Annotated in this window: 14 protein-coding genes and 2 riboswitches; of the genes, 9 read left to right on the forward strand and 5 right to left on the reverse strand. The window is 66.8% G+C overall.

From position 1 onward, the window contains the following. Positions 1-367: 367 nt before the first annotated feature. The gene (locus tag HNO81_RS10870) at positions 368-1,006 is read right to left on the reverse strand and encodes a VOC family protein (protein ID WP_175318149.1); all 639 of its coding nucleotides are present in this window, start codon (positions 1,004-1,006) and stop codon (positions 368-370) included. Positions 1,007-1,169: 163 nt separating this feature from the next. Then, a riboswitch (SAM riboswitch) is annotated at positions 1,170-1,284 on the forward strand. 44 nt (positions 1,285-1,328) lie between these two features. On the opposite strand from HNO81_RS10870, the gene HNO81_RS10875 reads away from it, so the two are divergent. The 4 genes from HNO81_RS10875 (at position 1,329) to HNO81_RS10890 (ending at position 6,728) form a co-directional block, all read left to right on the forward strand. Beyond that, positions 1,329-2,651 (forward strand): bifunctional o-acetylhomoserine/o-acetylserine sulfhydrylase, encoded by a 1,323-nt coding sequence (locus HNO81_RS10875; RefSeq protein WP_175318150.1) that lies wholly within the window; start codon positions 1,329-1,331, stop codon positions 2,649-2,651. A gap of 100 nt (positions 2,652-2,751) precedes the next feature. Next, positions 2,752-2,867, forward strand: a riboswitch (SAM riboswitch). Between the two features lie 12 nt (positions 2,868-2,879). Next, the gene (locus HNO81_RS10880) at positions 2,880-3,995 is read left to right on the forward strand and encodes a homoserine O-acetyltransferase (RefSeq protein WP_175318151.1); all 1,116 of its coding nucleotides are present in this window, start codon (positions 2,880-2,882) and stop codon (positions 3,993-3,995) included. 209 nt (positions 3,996-4,204) lie between these two features. Then, complete coding sequence (locus tag HNO81_RS10885; protein WP_175318152.1) at positions 4,205-5,587, forward strand: MFS transporter; 1,383 nt, start codon at positions 4,205-4,207, stop codon at positions 5,585-5,587. Between the two features lie 4 nt (positions 5,588-5,591). Next, positions 5,592-6,728, forward strand: a complete 1,137-nt coding sequence (locus tag HNO81_RS10890) for a zinc-binding dehydrogenase (protein WP_175318153.1) — start codon at positions 5,592-5,594, stop codon at positions 6,726-6,728. A 35-nt stretch (positions 6,729-6,763) separates the two neighbouring features. Here HNO81_RS10890 and HNO81_RS10895 read toward each other — a convergent pair whose 3' ends face one another. Further along, on the reverse strand, positions 6,764-7,696 hold the full coding sequence (locus HNO81_RS10895; RefSeq protein WP_175318154.1) for a LysR family transcriptional regulator: 933 nt from the start codon (positions 7,694-7,696) through the stop codon (positions 6,764-6,766). 81 nt (positions 7,697-7,777) lie between these two features. Between HNO81_RS10895 and mmsB the strand changes: the two genes are divergently transcribed. Further along, positions 7,778-8,725 carry a 3-hydroxyisobutyrate dehydrogenase gene (gene mmsB / locus HNO81_RS10900; protein WP_256398959.1) on the forward strand — a complete coding sequence of 316 codons (948 nt, stop codon included), beginning with the start codon at positions 7,778-7,780 and terminating at the stop codon, positions 8,723-8,725. A gap of 64 nt (positions 8,726-8,789) precedes the next feature. Then, complete coding sequence (locus tag HNO81_RS10905) at positions 8,790-10,274, forward strand: CoA-acylating methylmalonate-semialdehyde dehydrogenase (protein WP_175318156.1); 1,485 nt, start codon at positions 8,790-8,792, stop codon at positions 10,272-10,274. A gap of 82 nt (positions 10,275-10,356) precedes the next feature. On the opposite strand, the gene HNO81_RS10910 is transcribed toward HNO81_RS10905, so the two are convergent. Both HNO81_RS10910 and HNO81_RS10915 read right to left on the reverse strand, forming a co-directional pair. Next, a complete protein-coding gene (locus HNO81_RS10910; RefSeq protein ID WP_175318157.1) occupies positions 10,357-10,917 on the reverse strand; it encodes a hypothetical protein in 561 nt (186 codons plus the stop codon). 48 nt (positions 10,918-10,965) lie between these two features. Continuing rightward, positions 10,966-11,835: an SGNH/GDSL hydrolase family protein gene (locus tag HNO81_RS10915; RefSeq protein ID WP_175318158.1), complete on the reverse strand. Its 870-nt coding sequence runs from the start codon at positions 11,833-11,835 to the stop codon at positions 10,966-10,968. A 77-nt stretch (positions 11,836-11,912) separates the two neighbouring features. Between HNO81_RS10915 and HNO81_RS10920 the strand changes: the two genes are divergently transcribed. Continuing rightward, positions 11,913-12,563 (forward strand): alpha/beta hydrolase, encoded by a 651-nt coding sequence (locus tag HNO81_RS10920; protein WP_175318159.1) that lies wholly within the window; start codon positions 11,913-11,915, stop codon positions 12,561-12,563. Positions 12,564-12,594: 31 nt separating this feature from the next. Here the strand turns inward: HNO81_RS10920 and HNO81_RS10925 are convergent, their stop codons facing one another. Beyond that, positions 12,595-12,828, reverse strand: coding sequence for an RNA-binding S4 domain-containing protein (locus tag HNO81_RS10925; RefSeq protein WP_175318160.1), 234 nt, complete (start codon positions 12,826-12,828; stop codon positions 12,595-12,597). 32 nt (positions 12,829-12,860) lie between these two features. Here HNO81_RS10925 and HNO81_RS10930 point away from each other — a divergent pair, with 32 nt between their 5' ends. Continuing rightward, the gene (locus HNO81_RS10930) at positions 12,861-13,850 is read left to right on the forward strand and encodes a DMT family transporter (protein WP_175318161.1); all 990 of its coding nucleotides are present in this window, start codon (positions 12,861-12,863) and stop codon (positions 13,848-13,850) included. A gap of 128 nt (positions 13,851-13,978) precedes the next feature. Continuing rightward, complete coding sequence (locus HNO81_RS10935) at positions 13,979-15,364, forward strand: glycine--tRNA ligase (protein ID WP_175318162.1); 1,386 nt, start codon at positions 13,979-13,981, stop codon at positions 15,362-15,364. Position 15,365 lies beyond the last annotated feature (1 nt).

Here is a 15,365-nt window from a genome sequence, read left to right on the forward strand (position 1 = left end):
GCTCAAGGCACAACTCATACCGCCGCTGCAGCACATCCACACCAGCCCCGGCACCCAGGGCTTCGTCGTCGAGAACCAGCGCGCCCAGGGCAGCAGCAGAGGCACGAACACCCTCCACCACCACCCCAACACCATCGCTGATTCCCATGAACACATCATCCAACGACCCACTGACATTCGGAGTTGGCACAGCCAAGGCGAGGTCCCTGCCGGCCCTTCACAATGCCGCAAGAAGGGCGGGTTCTTAAAAGAATTCGGCCGCCATGGGGTGGTGACGCCGTTGTCACCACCCCATGGCGGCCGAAGCTTGCCTGGGCATAACCCAGGTACCTCCCGGACAGGGCCGGAAAGGAGGGAAAGCGGAACGTCAGATAGTGACGGCTCCGTTGGCGGTCTCAAAGGTGACTGAGAGGATGCCCGGTGTTCCGTGCGGGGCGACCCACTCCACCGCAACGTCCTCCAGGGGCTTCTCCACCGGCTCGCCCAGCCACTCGGTCACGCGCGAGGCGGAACCGGCGATGGTCAGGCAGCTCATCTTGAGGTTGCTCTCGTATGCGTTGGAGGGGTGGAGCGAGGGATCGCCCTCCCACTTCAGCATGTACGGCACCTGGGGGTCGGCGATCAGGCCAAGGATGCCAATCTGCTTCCAGACCAGCTCGCGGCCGTCAGGGAACTTGCGGTTGCCGTTGACCGCGGCGCGGCCGAGGCGTTCCTCGAAGGGGGCGAGGTCGTCCACTTCGACGCACCAGCCCATCCAGCCGCCACCGGCAGCGGAGCGGGCACGTACTGCCTGTCCGAACGGGGCCTTGTCCGAAGCGGGGTGGTCCAGCACTTCGACAACCTCGAGGTACTTGTGGCCCGCCAGCGGGATGATCATATTCCGGGTTCCGAAACGGGGGTGGACGCCACCCTTGACTGCCTCAACGCCGAGGGCAGTTGCAATACGTTCGGTGGTGGCCGCGAGGCCATCGTGTTCACAGGCGTAAGAGACGTGATCCATGCGCATGCGAACATCTTGGCACTTTGTGATCGGGCTCTCAGCTAAGGGTACCCTTACTAGCTTTCGGGGGATCCGCTGCCTTGGGCGGCGGTACCGGAACACGGCCGCTGAAGACCATGTTCGTCACAATGCTGTCCCCGGCGGTCTTGTGCTTCCTAGACTGGGCCCAGGTCATGAGCGCCAGCGACAAGCCCCGGCTCGCTGGCCGGCAACCCTCCATCCGCGGTGGGGTGCCCCGGGTGAAGACCTGGCTCCCCGGCAACAGTCGGGAGCAAGCGCGGCCCGCAGTGCTGGTGAGCATGCCGGGCCCATGTCAAAGGAGATTTGGATGTCCAACGGATGGTCCTTCGAAACCCGCCAGATCCATGCCGGGCAGGAGGTGGACAGTGCCACGGGGGCCCGGGCCCTGCCCATCTACCAGACCACGTCATTCGTGTTCCCCAGTGCCGAAAGCGCCGCCAACCGTTTCGCCCTGGCCGAACTCGCTCCCATCTATACCCGGATCGGCAACCCGACCCAGGATGCCGTCGAGCAGCGCATTGCCAGTCTCGAAGGAGGCCTTGCCGCGCTGCTGCTGAGTTCCGGGCAGGCCGCCGAGACCTTCGCCGTCCTGAACATCGCCGAGGCGGGGGACCACATCGTGGCCAGCCCCAGCCTTTACGGCGGAACCTACAACCTGTTCGCCCACACCCTGAAGAAATTCGGCATTTCGGTGACCTTCGTGGCTGACCCGGACAACCTGGAACAGTGGCGCGGGGCCGTGCAGCCCAACACCAAGCTGTTCTTCGGTGAAGTGGTGTCCAACCCGCGCCAGGACGTCCTGGACATCGAGGGCATCTCCGGGGTGGCCCATGAGGCGGGCGTGCCCCTGATCGTGGACAACACCCTGTCCACCCCGTACCTGATCCGCCCCCTGGAGTGGGGCGCGGACATCGTGATCCACTCGGCCACCAAGTACCTGGGCGGCCACGGTTCGGCCATTGCCGGTGTCATTGTCGACTCGGGCAAGTTCGACTTCAGCAAGGACCCGGAGCGGTTCCCCGGCTTCAACACCCCGGACCCCACCTACAACGGCCTGGTCTACGCACGCGACCTTGGCGAAGGCGGGGCCCTCGGGGCCAACCTTTCGTACATCCTCAAGGCCCGCGTCCAGCTGCTGCGCGACCTGGGCTCGGCCGTTTCGCCTTTCAACGCCTTCCTCATCGCCCAGGGCCTGGAGACGTTGAGCCTGCGGGTGGAGCGCCACGTTGCCAACGCCACGGAGGTGGCGCGCTGGCTGGAGGCAAGGGACGACGTCGAATCCGTCGCCTATGCAGGGCTGCCGTCCAGCCCCTGGTACGAGCGTGGCCGCAAGTACGGGCCCAAGGGGACGGGCGCCGTCGTTGCCTTCAACCTTGCAGGTGGCGCGGAGGCCGGAAAGCGATTCGTCGACGCGTTGGAACTGCACTCCCACGTTGCCAATATCGGTGACGTGCGCTCCCTGGTCATCCACCCGGCGTCGACCACGCACAGCCAGCTCTCGCCGGAGCAGCAGGTGGTGGCCGGGGTGCACCCGGGCCTGGTGAGGCTTTCCGTGGGCCTGGAACATATCGACGACATCCTGGCCGACCTGGAGGCAGGCTTCCGGGCAGCCAAGGGCGCCGAAGCCTAGGCCGGACGCCGCGGGGCCGCAGCGCCTGCCGGCAGGCCGGGAAGTCACAACCAGTCATACTCTTGGCCTGGGGCGGGGGGTGTTTCGTACACTCGAACCAGGTCATGAGTGCCAGTGACAGCCCCGGCTTGCTGGCCGGCAACCCTCCATTCGCGGTGGGGTGCCCCGGGTGAAGACCTGGCCTGCCGGTCAGACGACGGCAGGCAAGCGCGTAGAAGAGGTCTTGCCATGACGGTTACCGTCGCCCGAACCACCATCCCTGAACACGGAATTGTCCGTTACGCCTCCGTGGGGGGACTGAAACTCGAAGCCGGGGGATACCTCCCGGACGTCACCCTGGCTTACGAAACCTGGGGAACGCTCAACGCTGACGCCAGCAACGCCATCCTGATCGAGCACGCACTGACCGGCAGCACGCATGTGACTCGCGGTGACACCGATGAAGAAGGCTGGTGGGAACAGCTGGCCGGTCCCGGCGCCCCCGTGGACACAGACCGTTTCTTCGTGGTGTCCATCAACATCGTGGGCGGCTGCTACGGATCCACCGGGCCGTCGTCGCCCGCGCCGGACGGGAAGCCCTGGGGCTCCCGATTTCCCCTCGTCACGCTGCGCGACAGCACCGTTGCCGAAGCCAGGCTGGCGGACCAGCTGGGCATCAAGAGCTGGTTCGCCGTCCTTGGCGGATCCATGGGCGGCGCCCGGGCCCTGGAATGGGCCGTGACGTACCCGGAGAGGGTGCAGCGCTGCGCCGTGATCTCCGTGGGAGCCGCCAGCACTGCCGAACAGATTGCCTTCGCGCAGGCCCAGACCCTTGCCATCCGGCAGGACCCCAACTTCAACGGCGGGGACTACTACGGCGGTCCGTGTCCGGAAGAGGGGCTGGCGCTCGCCCGCCGGATCGCCCACATCACCTACCGGTCCGCCGCGGAGCTGGAAGTCCGGTTTGGCCGCTCACCCCAGGCCCCTGAGTCACCCCTGAAGGGCGACGTGCTCGCCGCCCGCGGCCGCTACCAGGTGGAGAGCTACCTGGACCACCAGGGGAACAAGCTGGTGAAGCGGTTCGATGCCAACAGCTACATTGCCCTGACCGAGGCGCTGATGAGCCACGACGTCTGCCGGGGACGCGGCGCCCTTGCTGAGACCCTCGCACGGTCCACGGCCCGGTTCTTCGTGGCGGCGGTGGACTCGGACCGGTTGTACTTTCCCTCGCAGTCCCATGAGCTGGCCCAGGCGCTCCCCGGTGACGTGGAAGTCAATGTCATCCAGGCGCCGATCGGGCACGACGGGTTCCTGACCGAGATCGGTCAGTTGGGCGCCCAGCTCCGGAGCAGCTTCCTGGTATAGCCGGCCACGGTTCAACGCATCGCGGTCCGGGCAGCGCCCGGGATGCCGCCAACAATGTGCATTCCTGCAGATGCGTTCTGCACTAATTTGTGTTGAGGTTGCACCGCCGGCAGACCATACTCATCGAATCCGGCTTTCGTGGTGTACATCACACCCGCCTGCCATCGACTGGTCCCCATCGCGTCGACGACGACGCCGAAGGAGTTCGCATGAGTACGGAAAGCACCGCCGCAAGGCGCACAGAGGAAACAGACGTCAAGGCTTCGGGCCTGAAAAAAGTGGTGACGGCGTCCATGGCCGGCACGGTCGTGGAGTGGTACGAGTTCTTCCTCTACGCATCGGCCGCCACCCTGGTGTTCGGGAAGGCCTTCTTTCCCAATGCCGGCACCGAACTGGACGGCATCATCGCCGCCTTCCTCACCTATGCGGTCGGTTTCGTCGCCCGTCCCATCGGCGGCATCGTCTTTGGCCACTTCGGCGACAAGTTCGGCCGGAAGCAGCTGCTGCAGCTGAGCATCATCCTGGTGGGCGTCTCGACTTTCCTGATGGGCTGCCTGCCCACCTTCGGGCAGATCGGCTACTGGGCACCGGCGCTGCTGGTCTTCCTCCGCTTCGCCCAGGGCTTCGCGGTGGGAGGGGAATGGGGCGGCGCCGTCCTGCTTGTCGCAGAGCACAGCCCCAGCAAGTCCCGCGGCTTCTGGGCCAGCTGGCCGCAATCGGCAGTGCCGCTGGGCAACCTGCTCGCCACGGCCGTGCTGTTCGTCCTCTCCTCGACCCTCACCCAGGACGCCTTCCTGGGCTGGGGCTGGCGCGTGGCCTTCTGGCTCTCCGCCGTGATCGTCATCATCGGTTACTACATCCGCACCAAGGTCAACGACGCCCCCATCTTCCTGGAAGCCCGCAAAGAAGTGGACGCCGGGCACAAGGGCTACGGCGTGGCCGAGGTGTTCCGGCGCTACCCCCGCGGCGTCTTCACAGCCATGGGCCTGCGCTTCGCGGAAAACATCCTGTACTACCTGGTGGTCACGTTCTCCATCACGTACCTGAAAACCGTGGTGCAGGCCGACACCACGCGGATCCTGCTCCTGCTGCTCCTGGCCCATGCGGTCCACTTCGCCGTGGTTCCCATGGTGGGCAAGTTGTCGGACCGGTTCGGCCGTAAGCCCGTCTACCTGGCCGGCGCCATCATGGGTGCCACCTGGGGCTTCTTCGCCTTCCCCATGATGGACACCAGGAACGATTTCACCATCCTGGCTGCCATCATGATCGGGCTGGTTTTCCACGCCTTCATGTACGCCGGGCAGCCGGCAATTATGGCGGAAATGTTCCCCACCCGGATGCGCTATTCCGGTGTCTCCCTTGGGTACCAGGTGACGTCCATCGTTGCCGGTTCGCTGGCACCGATCATTGCTGCCTCGCTCCTGGGCACCTACAAATCCTCCGTTCCGGTAGCGGTGTACCTGCTCATCGCCTGCGTCATCACCGCCGTCGCGGTCTTGTTCCTGAAGGAAACCCGGGGCATCTCGCTGCACGATGTTGACGCTGCGGACGCCAAGGGCACGGCGGACCTGCTCGCTGCCAACAGGAAGTAGGCCCATGAAAGCCGCCGTCCTCTATTCCACCGTTCCCGCCGCGGACTCTGCCGGGGGAAAGCAAAGCTACGCCGAATCCCGGCCGCTGCTGGTGCAGGAGCTGGAGCAGCCGGAGCCGCGCGCCGGGGAGCTGGGAGTATCCATCACGTATTCGAGCCTGTGCCATTCGGACCTGTCTGTGGTGGACGGGTCCCGCGTCCGGCCGCTTCCCATGGCGTTGGGACACGAGGCCGTGGGCAGGGTGGTGTCCGTAGGCGACAGCGTGGCCGATGTTTCGGTGGGGGATCATGTGGTCCTGGTCTTCGTGCCCAGCTGCGGCATGTGCCGTGCCTGCCTGGCCGGCCGGCCGGCGCTGTGCCACCGGGCAGCTGAGGTCAACGGCTCCGGGGACCTGCTCCACGGCCCGGCACTGTTGCGCACGCCCACGGGGGAGCGGATCAACCACCACCTGGGCGTTTCCGCCTTCGCGGATTATGCGGTGGTTGCGCGGGAATCAGTGGTGGTGATTGACGACGACGTCCCGGACACCGTCGCGGCGATGTTCGGTTGCGCCGTGCTCACCGGCATGGGAGCGGTCTTCAATACCGCCGGAGTAGGCCCTGGCCAATCCGTGACAGTGTTCGGCCTGGGTGCAGTGGGCCTGTCCGCCGTGATGGCGGCCCGCCTCGCCGGGGCCTCCTCCGTCATCGCCATCGATCCGAACCGGGGGAAGCACCACCTTGCCCGCGACGCCGGCGCCACCGCAGTGGGGAGGCCGGAGGACGCGGGGCGGCTGATCGGGGAAGCAGCCGGCGACGGCGTCGACGTCGCCATTGAAGCGGTGGGCTCGGCCGGTGTCATCGCATCCTGCCTGGAGCAGGTCACCAGGGGTGGCGCGGTGGTCTCGGTGGGCCTGCCCCGCCCCTCCGCGGAATTGAGCGTGCCGGCGCTGCAGTTCGCCGGGGCCGGGAAGCGGCTGCTCGGCTCCTACATGGGTGACGCCGTTCCTGCGCGGGACATCCCCAAGTACCTGGCGTACTGGCAGGAGGGCAGGCTTCCTGTTGAGCTGCTGCACACTGACACCCGGCCACTTGCCGGGATCAACGAGGGCCTTGACGCGCTCGCAGCGGGTCAGGTGGTGCGGCGGCTTTTCCAGGCCTGACCCCCTGGACGCACCCGCCGTCGCTGCCGGCCGGCTCACCCGGCCAGCAGCCCCGAGCGCTCCTTCACTTCGTCCTTCAGGGCCGCGATCACGGCCTGCACGCGGGCCGAGCGGAGCGACTCCGGGCGGGCGACGGCCCAGATGGGCAACTGCCGCTCAAAATCGGCGGCCAGGACGGGGACGAAGCCGTCACGCTCCGCCACCATGAAGTTGGGCAGCAGCCCGATGCCGGCGCCCTGGCGCACCGCTTCCAGCTGGGCGAACACACTGGTGGCCTGGAAGCTCGTCTTCGGCGTCGGCAGCTCCGATGCCCAGCGGGGCCCCAGCTCGGCAACCTGGAGTGCCGACTCCACGTAAGAGACGAACGCGTGGTGCCCCACGTCGTCGAGCGTTTCCGGCAGGCCATGCCGGGCGGCATAGCCGGGGCTGGCGTAGAGGCGCAGGTAGTAGTTGCTCAGGAAGATGGTCTGGGCGGTGTTGACGTCGGCCCGGCCCACCACGATTTCCAGATCCACCCCCGACCGGTTCTGGCTGACTTTCCGGGTGGCGCTCAGCATTTCAATGTTCAGTTGCGGGTTTTGCTGCTGGAGCCGCACCAGCGACGGGGTGACGAACACGGCTCCCACGCCGTCGGTGGTGGCGACGCGCACCAGGCCGGCCAACGCGCTCTGGTCCTGCCTGATCAGGCCCGAGAGGGAGCCAAGGGTGTTTTCGATCGCCTCGGCCGCCGCCACCGCGGCCGCTCCGAGTTGCGTCAACTCCCAGCCGTGCGGACTGCGTTCCAGGGTGCGGCCGCCCAGCTGTTTGTCCAGGGCCAGGATGCGGCGGGAGATGGTGGTGTGGGTGGTGCCCAGGGTTTCGGCCACCGCGTTGAACCGGCCCAGGCGGGCCACCGTCAGCAGGATGAGCAGGTCGTCGGGGCTTGGCAGCCGTCTCGAGTCCACGTGCGGCCTTTCTCCTGTGTGCATCAATGCACAGAGCGTCTGTAATTTTTCCCCTTGAATGCACCCTAGCAGGGTGTGATCGTAGACACAGGCACGCCGGCAGTCATGCCGGGCCGGAAGCAAAGGAGCTTACGCATGGCAGTTATCGGATGGATCGGGCTGGGCAACATGGGCGGCCACATGGCGGTGAACCTGGTGAAGGCCGGGCACGAGGTGCGCGGCTTCGACCTCAATCCAACGGCACTCGCAGCCGCCGAGGCCGGCGGCGTCAAGCGCACAGACAGCATCGCTGAGGCGGTGGCCGGGGCGGACGCCGTCTTCACCATGCTGCCCAAGGGCGAACACGCCCGGGCCGTCTACCTCGGGGAGGACGGCGTGCTGGCGCACGCGGATACCCGGACGCTGCTCATCGATTCCTCCACCATCGACATTGCCTCAGCGCAGGACCTGCACGACGCCGCTGATGCCGCCGGGTTCCGCTTCGTTGACGCCCCGGTGTCCGGCGGAATGAGCGGCGCGGAAGCAGCGACCCTCACCTTCATGGTGGGCGGCGAGGAGGGCGCCGTCGCTGACGCTGCGGGCTACATCGGGCCCATGTCCGGAAACATCATTCCCACCGGCGGCCCCACCACGGGTCAGGCGGCTAAGATCTGCAACAACCTGATGCTCTTCATCAACCTCGCCTCCACCGCGGAAGGTGCGGTCCTGGCCGACCGCCTGGGCCTGGACAAGCAGGTCTTCTGGAATATCGCCTCGGTCTCCTCGGGGGACTCCTGGGCGCTGCGGACCTGGTACCCGGTCCCCGGCGTGGTTCCCACCGCGGCTTCCAACAACGACTTCGCCCCCACCTTCACCACCGAGCTTGCCAACAAGGACATCGGCCTGGCCATCAGCGCCGCGGAGGACACCGGTACTCCGCTGGAGATCGGCAAGCATGTCCAGCAGCTGTTCCAGCGGCTGATCGAGGCCGGTGACGCGGGGAAGGACTGCTCCATGATCATCAAGCTCGTGGACGGCTCGCTCCAGGCGGCCGACCAGGCCCCCTCCAGCTGACGGCGTAAAGCCAAACCCGCCGCCCACACCGCAGGAAACCAGCACCGCAGGAAAAGAGACTCTTTTGGAAACCATCCCGCACTACATCAATGGCGCCCGCGTCACCGATGCCGAGCGCTTCGGCCCGGTCTTCAACCCCGCCACCGGCCAGCAGGAGAAGCAGGTGGCCCTCGCCTCCGCCGCCCGGACAGAGGAGGCGATCGCGGCAGCCCGCGCCGCGCTGCCGGAATGGCGGGCCACCAGCCTGGCAAAACGAACCACTATCTTCTTCAAGGTCCGGGAAATCCTGACGCAGCGCAAATCCGACCTCGCTGCCATCCTCACCAGCGAGCACGGCAAGGTCCTCTCGGACGCTGAAGGTGAAATTGCCCGCGGCCTGGAAAACATCGACTTCGCCACTGGCCTGTCCCACATGCTCAAAGGCGAACGCTCCGAACAGGTCTCCAGCGGCATCGACGTCCACTCGGTACGCCAGCCTGTGGGTGTGGTGGCGTGCATCACCCCGTTCAACTTCCCCGCCATGGTGCCGCTGTGGATGATCGGCAGCGCTTTGGCGTGCGGCAACACCGTGCTGCTGAAGCCCAGCGAGAAGGATCCGTCCGCCGCCGTCTTCATCGCGGAAGCCTTCGCCGAGGCGGGGCTGCCGGCCGGGGTCCTGAACGTGGTCCAGGGTGACAAGGAAGCCGTGGACGTTCTCCTGGAGCACCCGGACGTGAAGGCAGTCAGCTTCGTCGGCTCCACCCCCGTGGCCCAGTCCATCTACAAGCGGGCGGCAGAACACGGCAAGCGGGTGCAGGCCCTGGGCGGCGCCAAGAACCACATGGTGGTGCTTCCTGACGCCGACCTGGACATGGCCGCCGACGCCGCAGTTTCCGCCGCCTACGGTTCCGCCGGCGAACGCTGCATGGCTGTCAGTGTCCTGGTGGCCGTGGGCACCATTGCCGATGACCTGGTGAAGGCGATCTCCAGCCGCATGGCAGACCTGAAAATCGGGGCCGGCACCGACCCCGCTTCCCAGATGGGGCCTCTGATCACCGCAGAGCACCGCGACCGCGTGGCGTCCTATGTTGCCGGCGCCGAAGACGAGGGCGCCACCGTGGTGGTGGACGGCCGCTCCCAGCAGTTCGACTCGGACGGGTTCTTCATCGGCGTCAGCCTGGTGGACCACGTCAAGCCGGGCATGAAGGTGTACGACGACGAGATCTTCGGCCCGGTCCTGTCCGTGGTCCGCGTGGACACCTACAGCGACGCCGTGCAGCTGGTCAATGACAACCAGTTCGGCAACGGAACGGCCATCTTTACCCGCGACGGCGGGGCGGCGCGGCAGTTCGAGTTCGACGTCGAGGCGGGCATGGTGGGCGTCAACGTCCCCATCCCGGTCCCTGTAGGGACGTTCTCGTTCGGCGGCTGGAAGAACTCACTCTTCGGCGACACCCATATGTATGGTCCCGACAGCATCCGGTTCTACACCCGCGGCAAAGTAGTCACCACCCGCTGGCCGGATCCGGCCACCTCCGTGATCGACCTGGGCTTCCCGCAAGTGGACTAGGCACTATGGCCGGGGACGCGGGTTAAGCGACAGCAGGCCGGGGACCGTCATTCGGTCCGCGGCCTGCTGCGTGCACGGGTGGCTAGCCGTTCATGATATCGCCGCGGCGCTTCATGTATTCCTCCATGGACAGCTCTCCATTGCTGTACTGCTGGTCCAGCTCCGCGAGCTTCCGTGCCCGGTACCCCTGCGGGCCAGAGGGCGGCGGGGGAGTGGCGGGGCCGGACGGCTGCTCCGGTGCCTGCTGGTAAGGCGGTTGGTAGGGCTGCTGCTGGAACGGCGGCTCCTGCCCAAACTCCTGCGACCCAGCGCCGTAGCGGGGATCGGCCATGGGAGGCTGCCCGTACTGGTACGGGCTCTGTGGCTGGCCGGGCTGGCGGAAACCGCCGGAGAAATAGTCCTGCTGGGTGTAGCCGTCACGCGGCTGGTTGCTCTGCGGCCCGGCCGACCCAGGAAACTGGCCGTAGCCCGGGTACTGGTTGGAACCTGGAAACTGGTTCGGCCCGGGATATTGGTTGGGGCCGGGGAACGGGCCGGGCAAACCCTGGCCCCGGTCCCGCCGCGCCACGGAGCGCCGGTACGCCCGCATGGCCATGGGGACCACGAAGGACAGGATGATGATCCAGAAAAACAAGCTGCTCACGGTGCCGCGCCTCTCGAGTGTTGTCCTTCCAGCCTAACCCCGGTGGCCCTACCGTCGGCTGGGTTCCGACGTTCCCAACGGACCTTCGCCCGAACCCAGCGGTACGCCCGGGCCGAAGACGGGACCCGGCGTCGGCCGTTTCGCGGTGACCCCGTCGCCGGAGGACTGGTGGCGCAGGCGGCGCAGCACCCACGGCACGAAGTACTCGCGCGCCCACACAAAGTCCCCGCTGCGTGCCTCGCGCCAGGTCCGGGGCGGCAGCGGTTTGGGCTGCAGCGGTTCCAGGGAGTGCTGCACGTTCAGCGAGTCCAGCACCATCGCCGCAATGGTGTGGTGTCCCAGGGGAGAAAAGTGCAGGCGGTCCTGGTCCCACATCTGCGGGTCGCTCAGTTGCCGCAGGGACCACATGTCAGCGATGACGGCGTCATGCCGGGCTGCCACGGTCCGCAGGTTTTCGTTGTAGATGGCCACCTTGCTGCGGATCCTGCCCAGCACCGAGGACCCCGTGTCCGGTCCGTTGAACAGCACCACGGTGGCGCCGCCCATGGACAGGATCTGGACCACTGAATCGAGTTTCTCGGCCAGTGCGTCGGGGTCGCCGCCGGGGCGGATGAGATCGTTCCCGCCGGCGGAGAGGGTGACCAGGTCCGGCTTCAGTTCAAGGGCCGGGGCCAGCTGCTGGTCCACGATCTGCTGCAGCAGCCTGCCGCGGACGGCAAGGTTGGCGTAGGCGAAATCCGGCTGGGTGCGGCCGAGTTCTTCAGCCACGCGGTCGGCCCAGCCACGGTGGCCGCCGGGGCTTGAGGGCTCGGGATCGCCGATTCCCTCAGTAAAAGAGTCACCCATCGCCACGTACCGGGCCCAGGGGTGGGAACCGGGGTGCGCGGACGGGGTCTGGATGGCGCTTGCGTCAGTCACGGTCCTATCCTGCCTTCCGCTTTGCTGCCTACGCGAACGTAGGTTCCTACTTTCCGGTAACTGCAAGAATGGAAACCATGACTGACGCCGAAGTATTTCCTGCCCCCGTTGTCCTGTGGTCCCATCCGGAAGACCAGCGCGCCGGCAAGCCGCTCCTGGTGCTGCTCCACGGCTACGGCGCCAATGAGCAGGACCTGCTCAGCCTGGCCGACATGCTCCCCGGCGGCTTTGCGGTTGCCTCGCTCCGGGCGCCCATCGCCATGGGCCCCGGCTTCACCTGGTTCCCGCTGACGGGCTCGATCGAGTACTCGCTGGACCGGGTCAAGGAGGCGTCCGCGTACGTGCTGGAGTGGATCGACGGCGTCCGCCCCGGCCACCCTTCGGTGACCCTGCTTGGCTTCTCCATGGGCATGGCCATGGCCACCACGCTCCTGCGCCAGCGGCCCACGGACTTCGCCGCCGTCGTCGGACTCTCAGGGTTCGTGGTGGACGCCGCCGGGGACCCCAGCTTCAAGGACGACGAACTGGACGGCACCGTGCCCATGTTCTGGGGACGGGACCAGCAGGACCCGGTGATCACCCAGGACAAGATCGAGTTCACCATGGGGTGGGTGCGCAAACACGTCAAGCTCACCAAGGTCCTCTACACCGGCATGTGGCACGGCATCAACCAGCAGGAAATCGGGCACGTGGGGGAGTTCCTCACGCACGAGGTGCTGAACAAATAGGACGGACGACGGCGGCGCGGCAGCCGCGCAGCTAGTCCGCCGTGGGTGCCACCACCCGCACGGTCTGGCCATTGACGGCGACAGTGTCCCCGTTGTGCAGCTGCCGGCCCCGGCGGTCGTCAATCTCGCCGTTGACCTTGACCAGCCCGTTCTTGATGAGCTCGGCCGCCTCCACGCCGTCCTCAACGAGGTTGGCGAGTTTCAGCAGCTGGCCCAGCCGGATCATGCTGTCGCGGATGGTGACGTCCTCAATGGGGTTGCTCATAGAGCAATAATGCCTGAACTAAGGTGGATCCAATGACCTCCCCTTCCCGCCTGCCGGCGCTCGCAGGCCTGCCCCTGGCCGTGGGCGCAGGCCTGGCCATCCCTGTCCAGGGCCGCATCAACGGTGCCCTGGGTGCCCGACTCGGCGACGGAATCGCCGCAGCGGCCGTGAGCTTCAGCACAGGCCTGCTGGTCATGATCGTCATCTCCCTGGTGCTTCCGCGGGGACGCGCCGGCCTGGCCGCCATCCTCCCGGCGGTCCGCAGCCGCGCCTTCCCCCGGATCTATGTGGTGGCCGGTGCCATCGGCGCGCTGTTCGTTTTTGCCCAGTCCTTCACCGTGGGCATCCTCGGCGTGGCGCTTTTCACCGTGGCCACCGTCACCGGACAAACCGTCAGCGGCCTGCTGGTGGACCGGCTGGGGATCGGCCCCGCGGGAAAGAAATCCGTCACCGGCATCCGCATCATCGGCTGCATCCTGACCATCGCCGCCGTGGCGTGGGCCGTGTCGCCCCGGTTCAGCGGCGGAGGCGCCGGAGACGGGGCCGCCGGCTTGCTGGTTCCCCTGCTACTGCCGGTGGCGGCCGGATTCCTCATGAGCTTCCAGCAGGCCATGAACGGAACCGCCACCCTGCATTACGGCACACCCATTGCCGCAACACTGGTCAACTTCGTGGCCGGCTGCACCGTGCTGTGGGCCGCGTTCGCCGTGAAGCTGGTGGTGGTTGGCCCCCCGAACCCCCTGCCCGGGGAGTGGTGGTACTACCTTGGCGGGCCCATGGGCTGCGTGTTCATTGGGCTGGGCGCCCTGCTGGTCCGCAGCCTGGGGGTACTGGTCACCGGGCTGGGCATGATCGCGGGCCAGTTGCTCGGCTCGCTGGCCCTGGACCTGGCGCTGCCCACCCCGGGTACCGTCGTCGCACCGGCCACCGTGCTGGGAACCCTGCTCACCCTCGGCGCCATCGTCCTGGCCACTCTGCCCTGGCCCCGGGGCGCGCTGCGCAGGCAGCGGCCGGTACGCTAGGACACAAGCTTTCCCACAACCTTCCTTCATCCGCCCTACCGTTGTCCCGTGCCGCAGGCGCAGGGCAGCAAGGGCCTGACAAACCCGCGGACCGCACCCAGCGGCCCTGTAGAAATTGGAGTTACCCCATGGCAGCAAAATCCGTCCTCGACCAGGTCATTTCCCTCTCCAAGCGGAGGGGCTTCGTGTTCCAGGCCGGTGAGATCTACGGCGGTTCCCGCTCTGCCTGGGACTACGGGCCCCTCGGCGCCGAGCTGAAGGAAAACATCAAGCGCCAGTGGTGGCAGTCCGTGGTCCGCGGCCGCGAAGACGTGGTGGGCCTGGACTCCTCCGTGATCCTGCCCCGCCAGGTGTGGGAAGCCTCCGGCCACGTGGACGTCTTCTCCGACCCCCTGGTGGAATGCCTCTCCTGCCACAAGCGCTACCGCGCCGACCACCTCGAGGAAGAATACGAGGAAAAGAAGGGCCGCCCCGCCGAGAACGGCCTGAAGGACATCGCCTGCGCCAACTGCGGCACCCGCGGCGAGTGGACTGAACCGCAGGAGTTCTCCGGTCTGCTCAAGACCTACCTGGGCCCCGTTGCCAGCGAGGAAGGCCTGCACTACCTGCGGCCCGAAACCGCGCAGGGCATCTTTGTGAACTTCAACAACGTGCTCACCACTTCGCGGAAGAAGCCGCCCTTCGGCATCGGCCAGATCGGCAAGTCCTTCCGTAACGAGATCACGCCCGGAAACTTCATTTTCCGCACCCGCGAGTTCGAGCAGATGGAGATGGAATTCTTCGTCGAGCCCGGCACGGACGAAGAGTGGCACCAGTACTGGATGAAGGAGCGCATGGCCTGGTACACCGGCCTGGGCATCCGCGAGGAGAACCTGCGCTTCTTCGAACACCCCAAGGAAAAGCTCAGCCACTACTCCAAGGGCACCACGGACATCGAGTACCGGTTCGGCTTCCAGGGCTCGGAGTGGGGCGAGCTGGAAGGCATCGCCAACCGCACCGACTTCGACCTCTCCACGCACGCCAAGGCCTCCGGCACGGACCTGAGCTACTTCAACCAGGCCACCAACGAGCGCTACACCCCGTACGTCATTGAGCCCGCGGCCGGCCTGACCCGTTCCTTCATGGCGTTCCTGGTGGACGCCTACACCGAAGACGAGGCCCCCAACGCCAAGGGCGGCGTGGACGTACGCACCGTACTGAAGCTGGACCCGCGCCTGGCCCCGGTCAAGGCCGCCGTGCTGCCGCTGAGCCGCAACGAGGCCCTGTCCCCGAAGGCGAAGGACCTCGGCACGCAGCTGCGGAAGAACTGGAACATCGACTTCGACGACGCCGGTGCAATCGGCCGCCGCTACCGTCGCCAGGACGAAATCGGCACCCCGTTCTGCATCACCGTGGACTTCGACACCCTCGAGGACCAGGCCGTCACCATCCGCGAGCGGGACACCATGAGCCAGGAACGCGTCTCCCTGGACAAGGTGGAAGGCTACCTGGCGGCACGGCTGATCGGCGCCTGAG

It is taken from the genome of Pseudarthrobacter sp. C4D7 (genome assembly GCF_013359725.1).
Lineage (GTDB): Bacteria > Actinomycetota > Actinomycetes > Actinomycetales > Micrococcaceae > Arthrobacter.

Coding starts and splice junctions, on each gene's coding strand:
- HNO81_RS10870 (WP_175318149.1), bottom strand. CDS start 1,006: ATGCGCATGGATCACGTCTCTTACGCCTGTGAACACGATGGCCTCGCG.
- HNO81_RS10875 (WP_175318150.1), top strand. CDS start 1,329: ATGTCCAACGGATGGTCCTTCGAAACCCGCCAGATCCATGCCGGGCAG.
- HNO81_RS10880 (WP_175318151.1), top strand. CDS start 2,880: ATGACGGTTACCGTCGCCCGAACCACCATCCCTGAACACGGAATTGTC.
- HNO81_RS10885 (WP_175318152.1), top strand. CDS start 4,205: ATGAGTACGGAAAGCACCGCCGCAAGGCGCACAGAGGAAACAGACGTC.
- HNO81_RS10890 (WP_175318153.1), top strand. CDS start 5,592: ATGAAAGCCGCCGTCCTCTATTCCACCGTTCCCGCCGCGGACTCTGCC.
- HNO81_RS10895 (WP_175318154.1), bottom strand. CDS start 7,696: ATGCACACAGGAGAAAGGCCGCACGTGGACTCGAGACGGCTGCCAAGC.
- mmsB (WP_256398959.1), top strand. CDS start 7,778: ATGCCGGGCCGGAAGCAAAGGAGCTTACGCATGGCAGTTATCGGATGG.
- HNO81_RS10920 (WP_175318159.1), top strand. CDS start 11,913: ATGACTGACGCCGAAGTATTTCCTGCCCCCGTTGTCCTGTGGTCCCAT.
- HNO81_RS10925 (WP_175318160.1), bottom strand. CDS start 12,828: ATGAGCAACCCCATTGAGGACGTCACCATCCGCGACAGCATGATCCGG.
- HNO81_RS10930 (WP_175318161.1), top strand. CDS start 12,861: ATGACCTCCCCTTCCCGCCTGCCGGCGCTCGCAGGCCTGCCCCTGGCC.
- HNO81_RS10935 (WP_175318162.1), top strand. CDS start 13,979: ATGGCAGCAAAATCCGTCCTCGACCAGGTCATTTCCCTCTCCAAGCGG.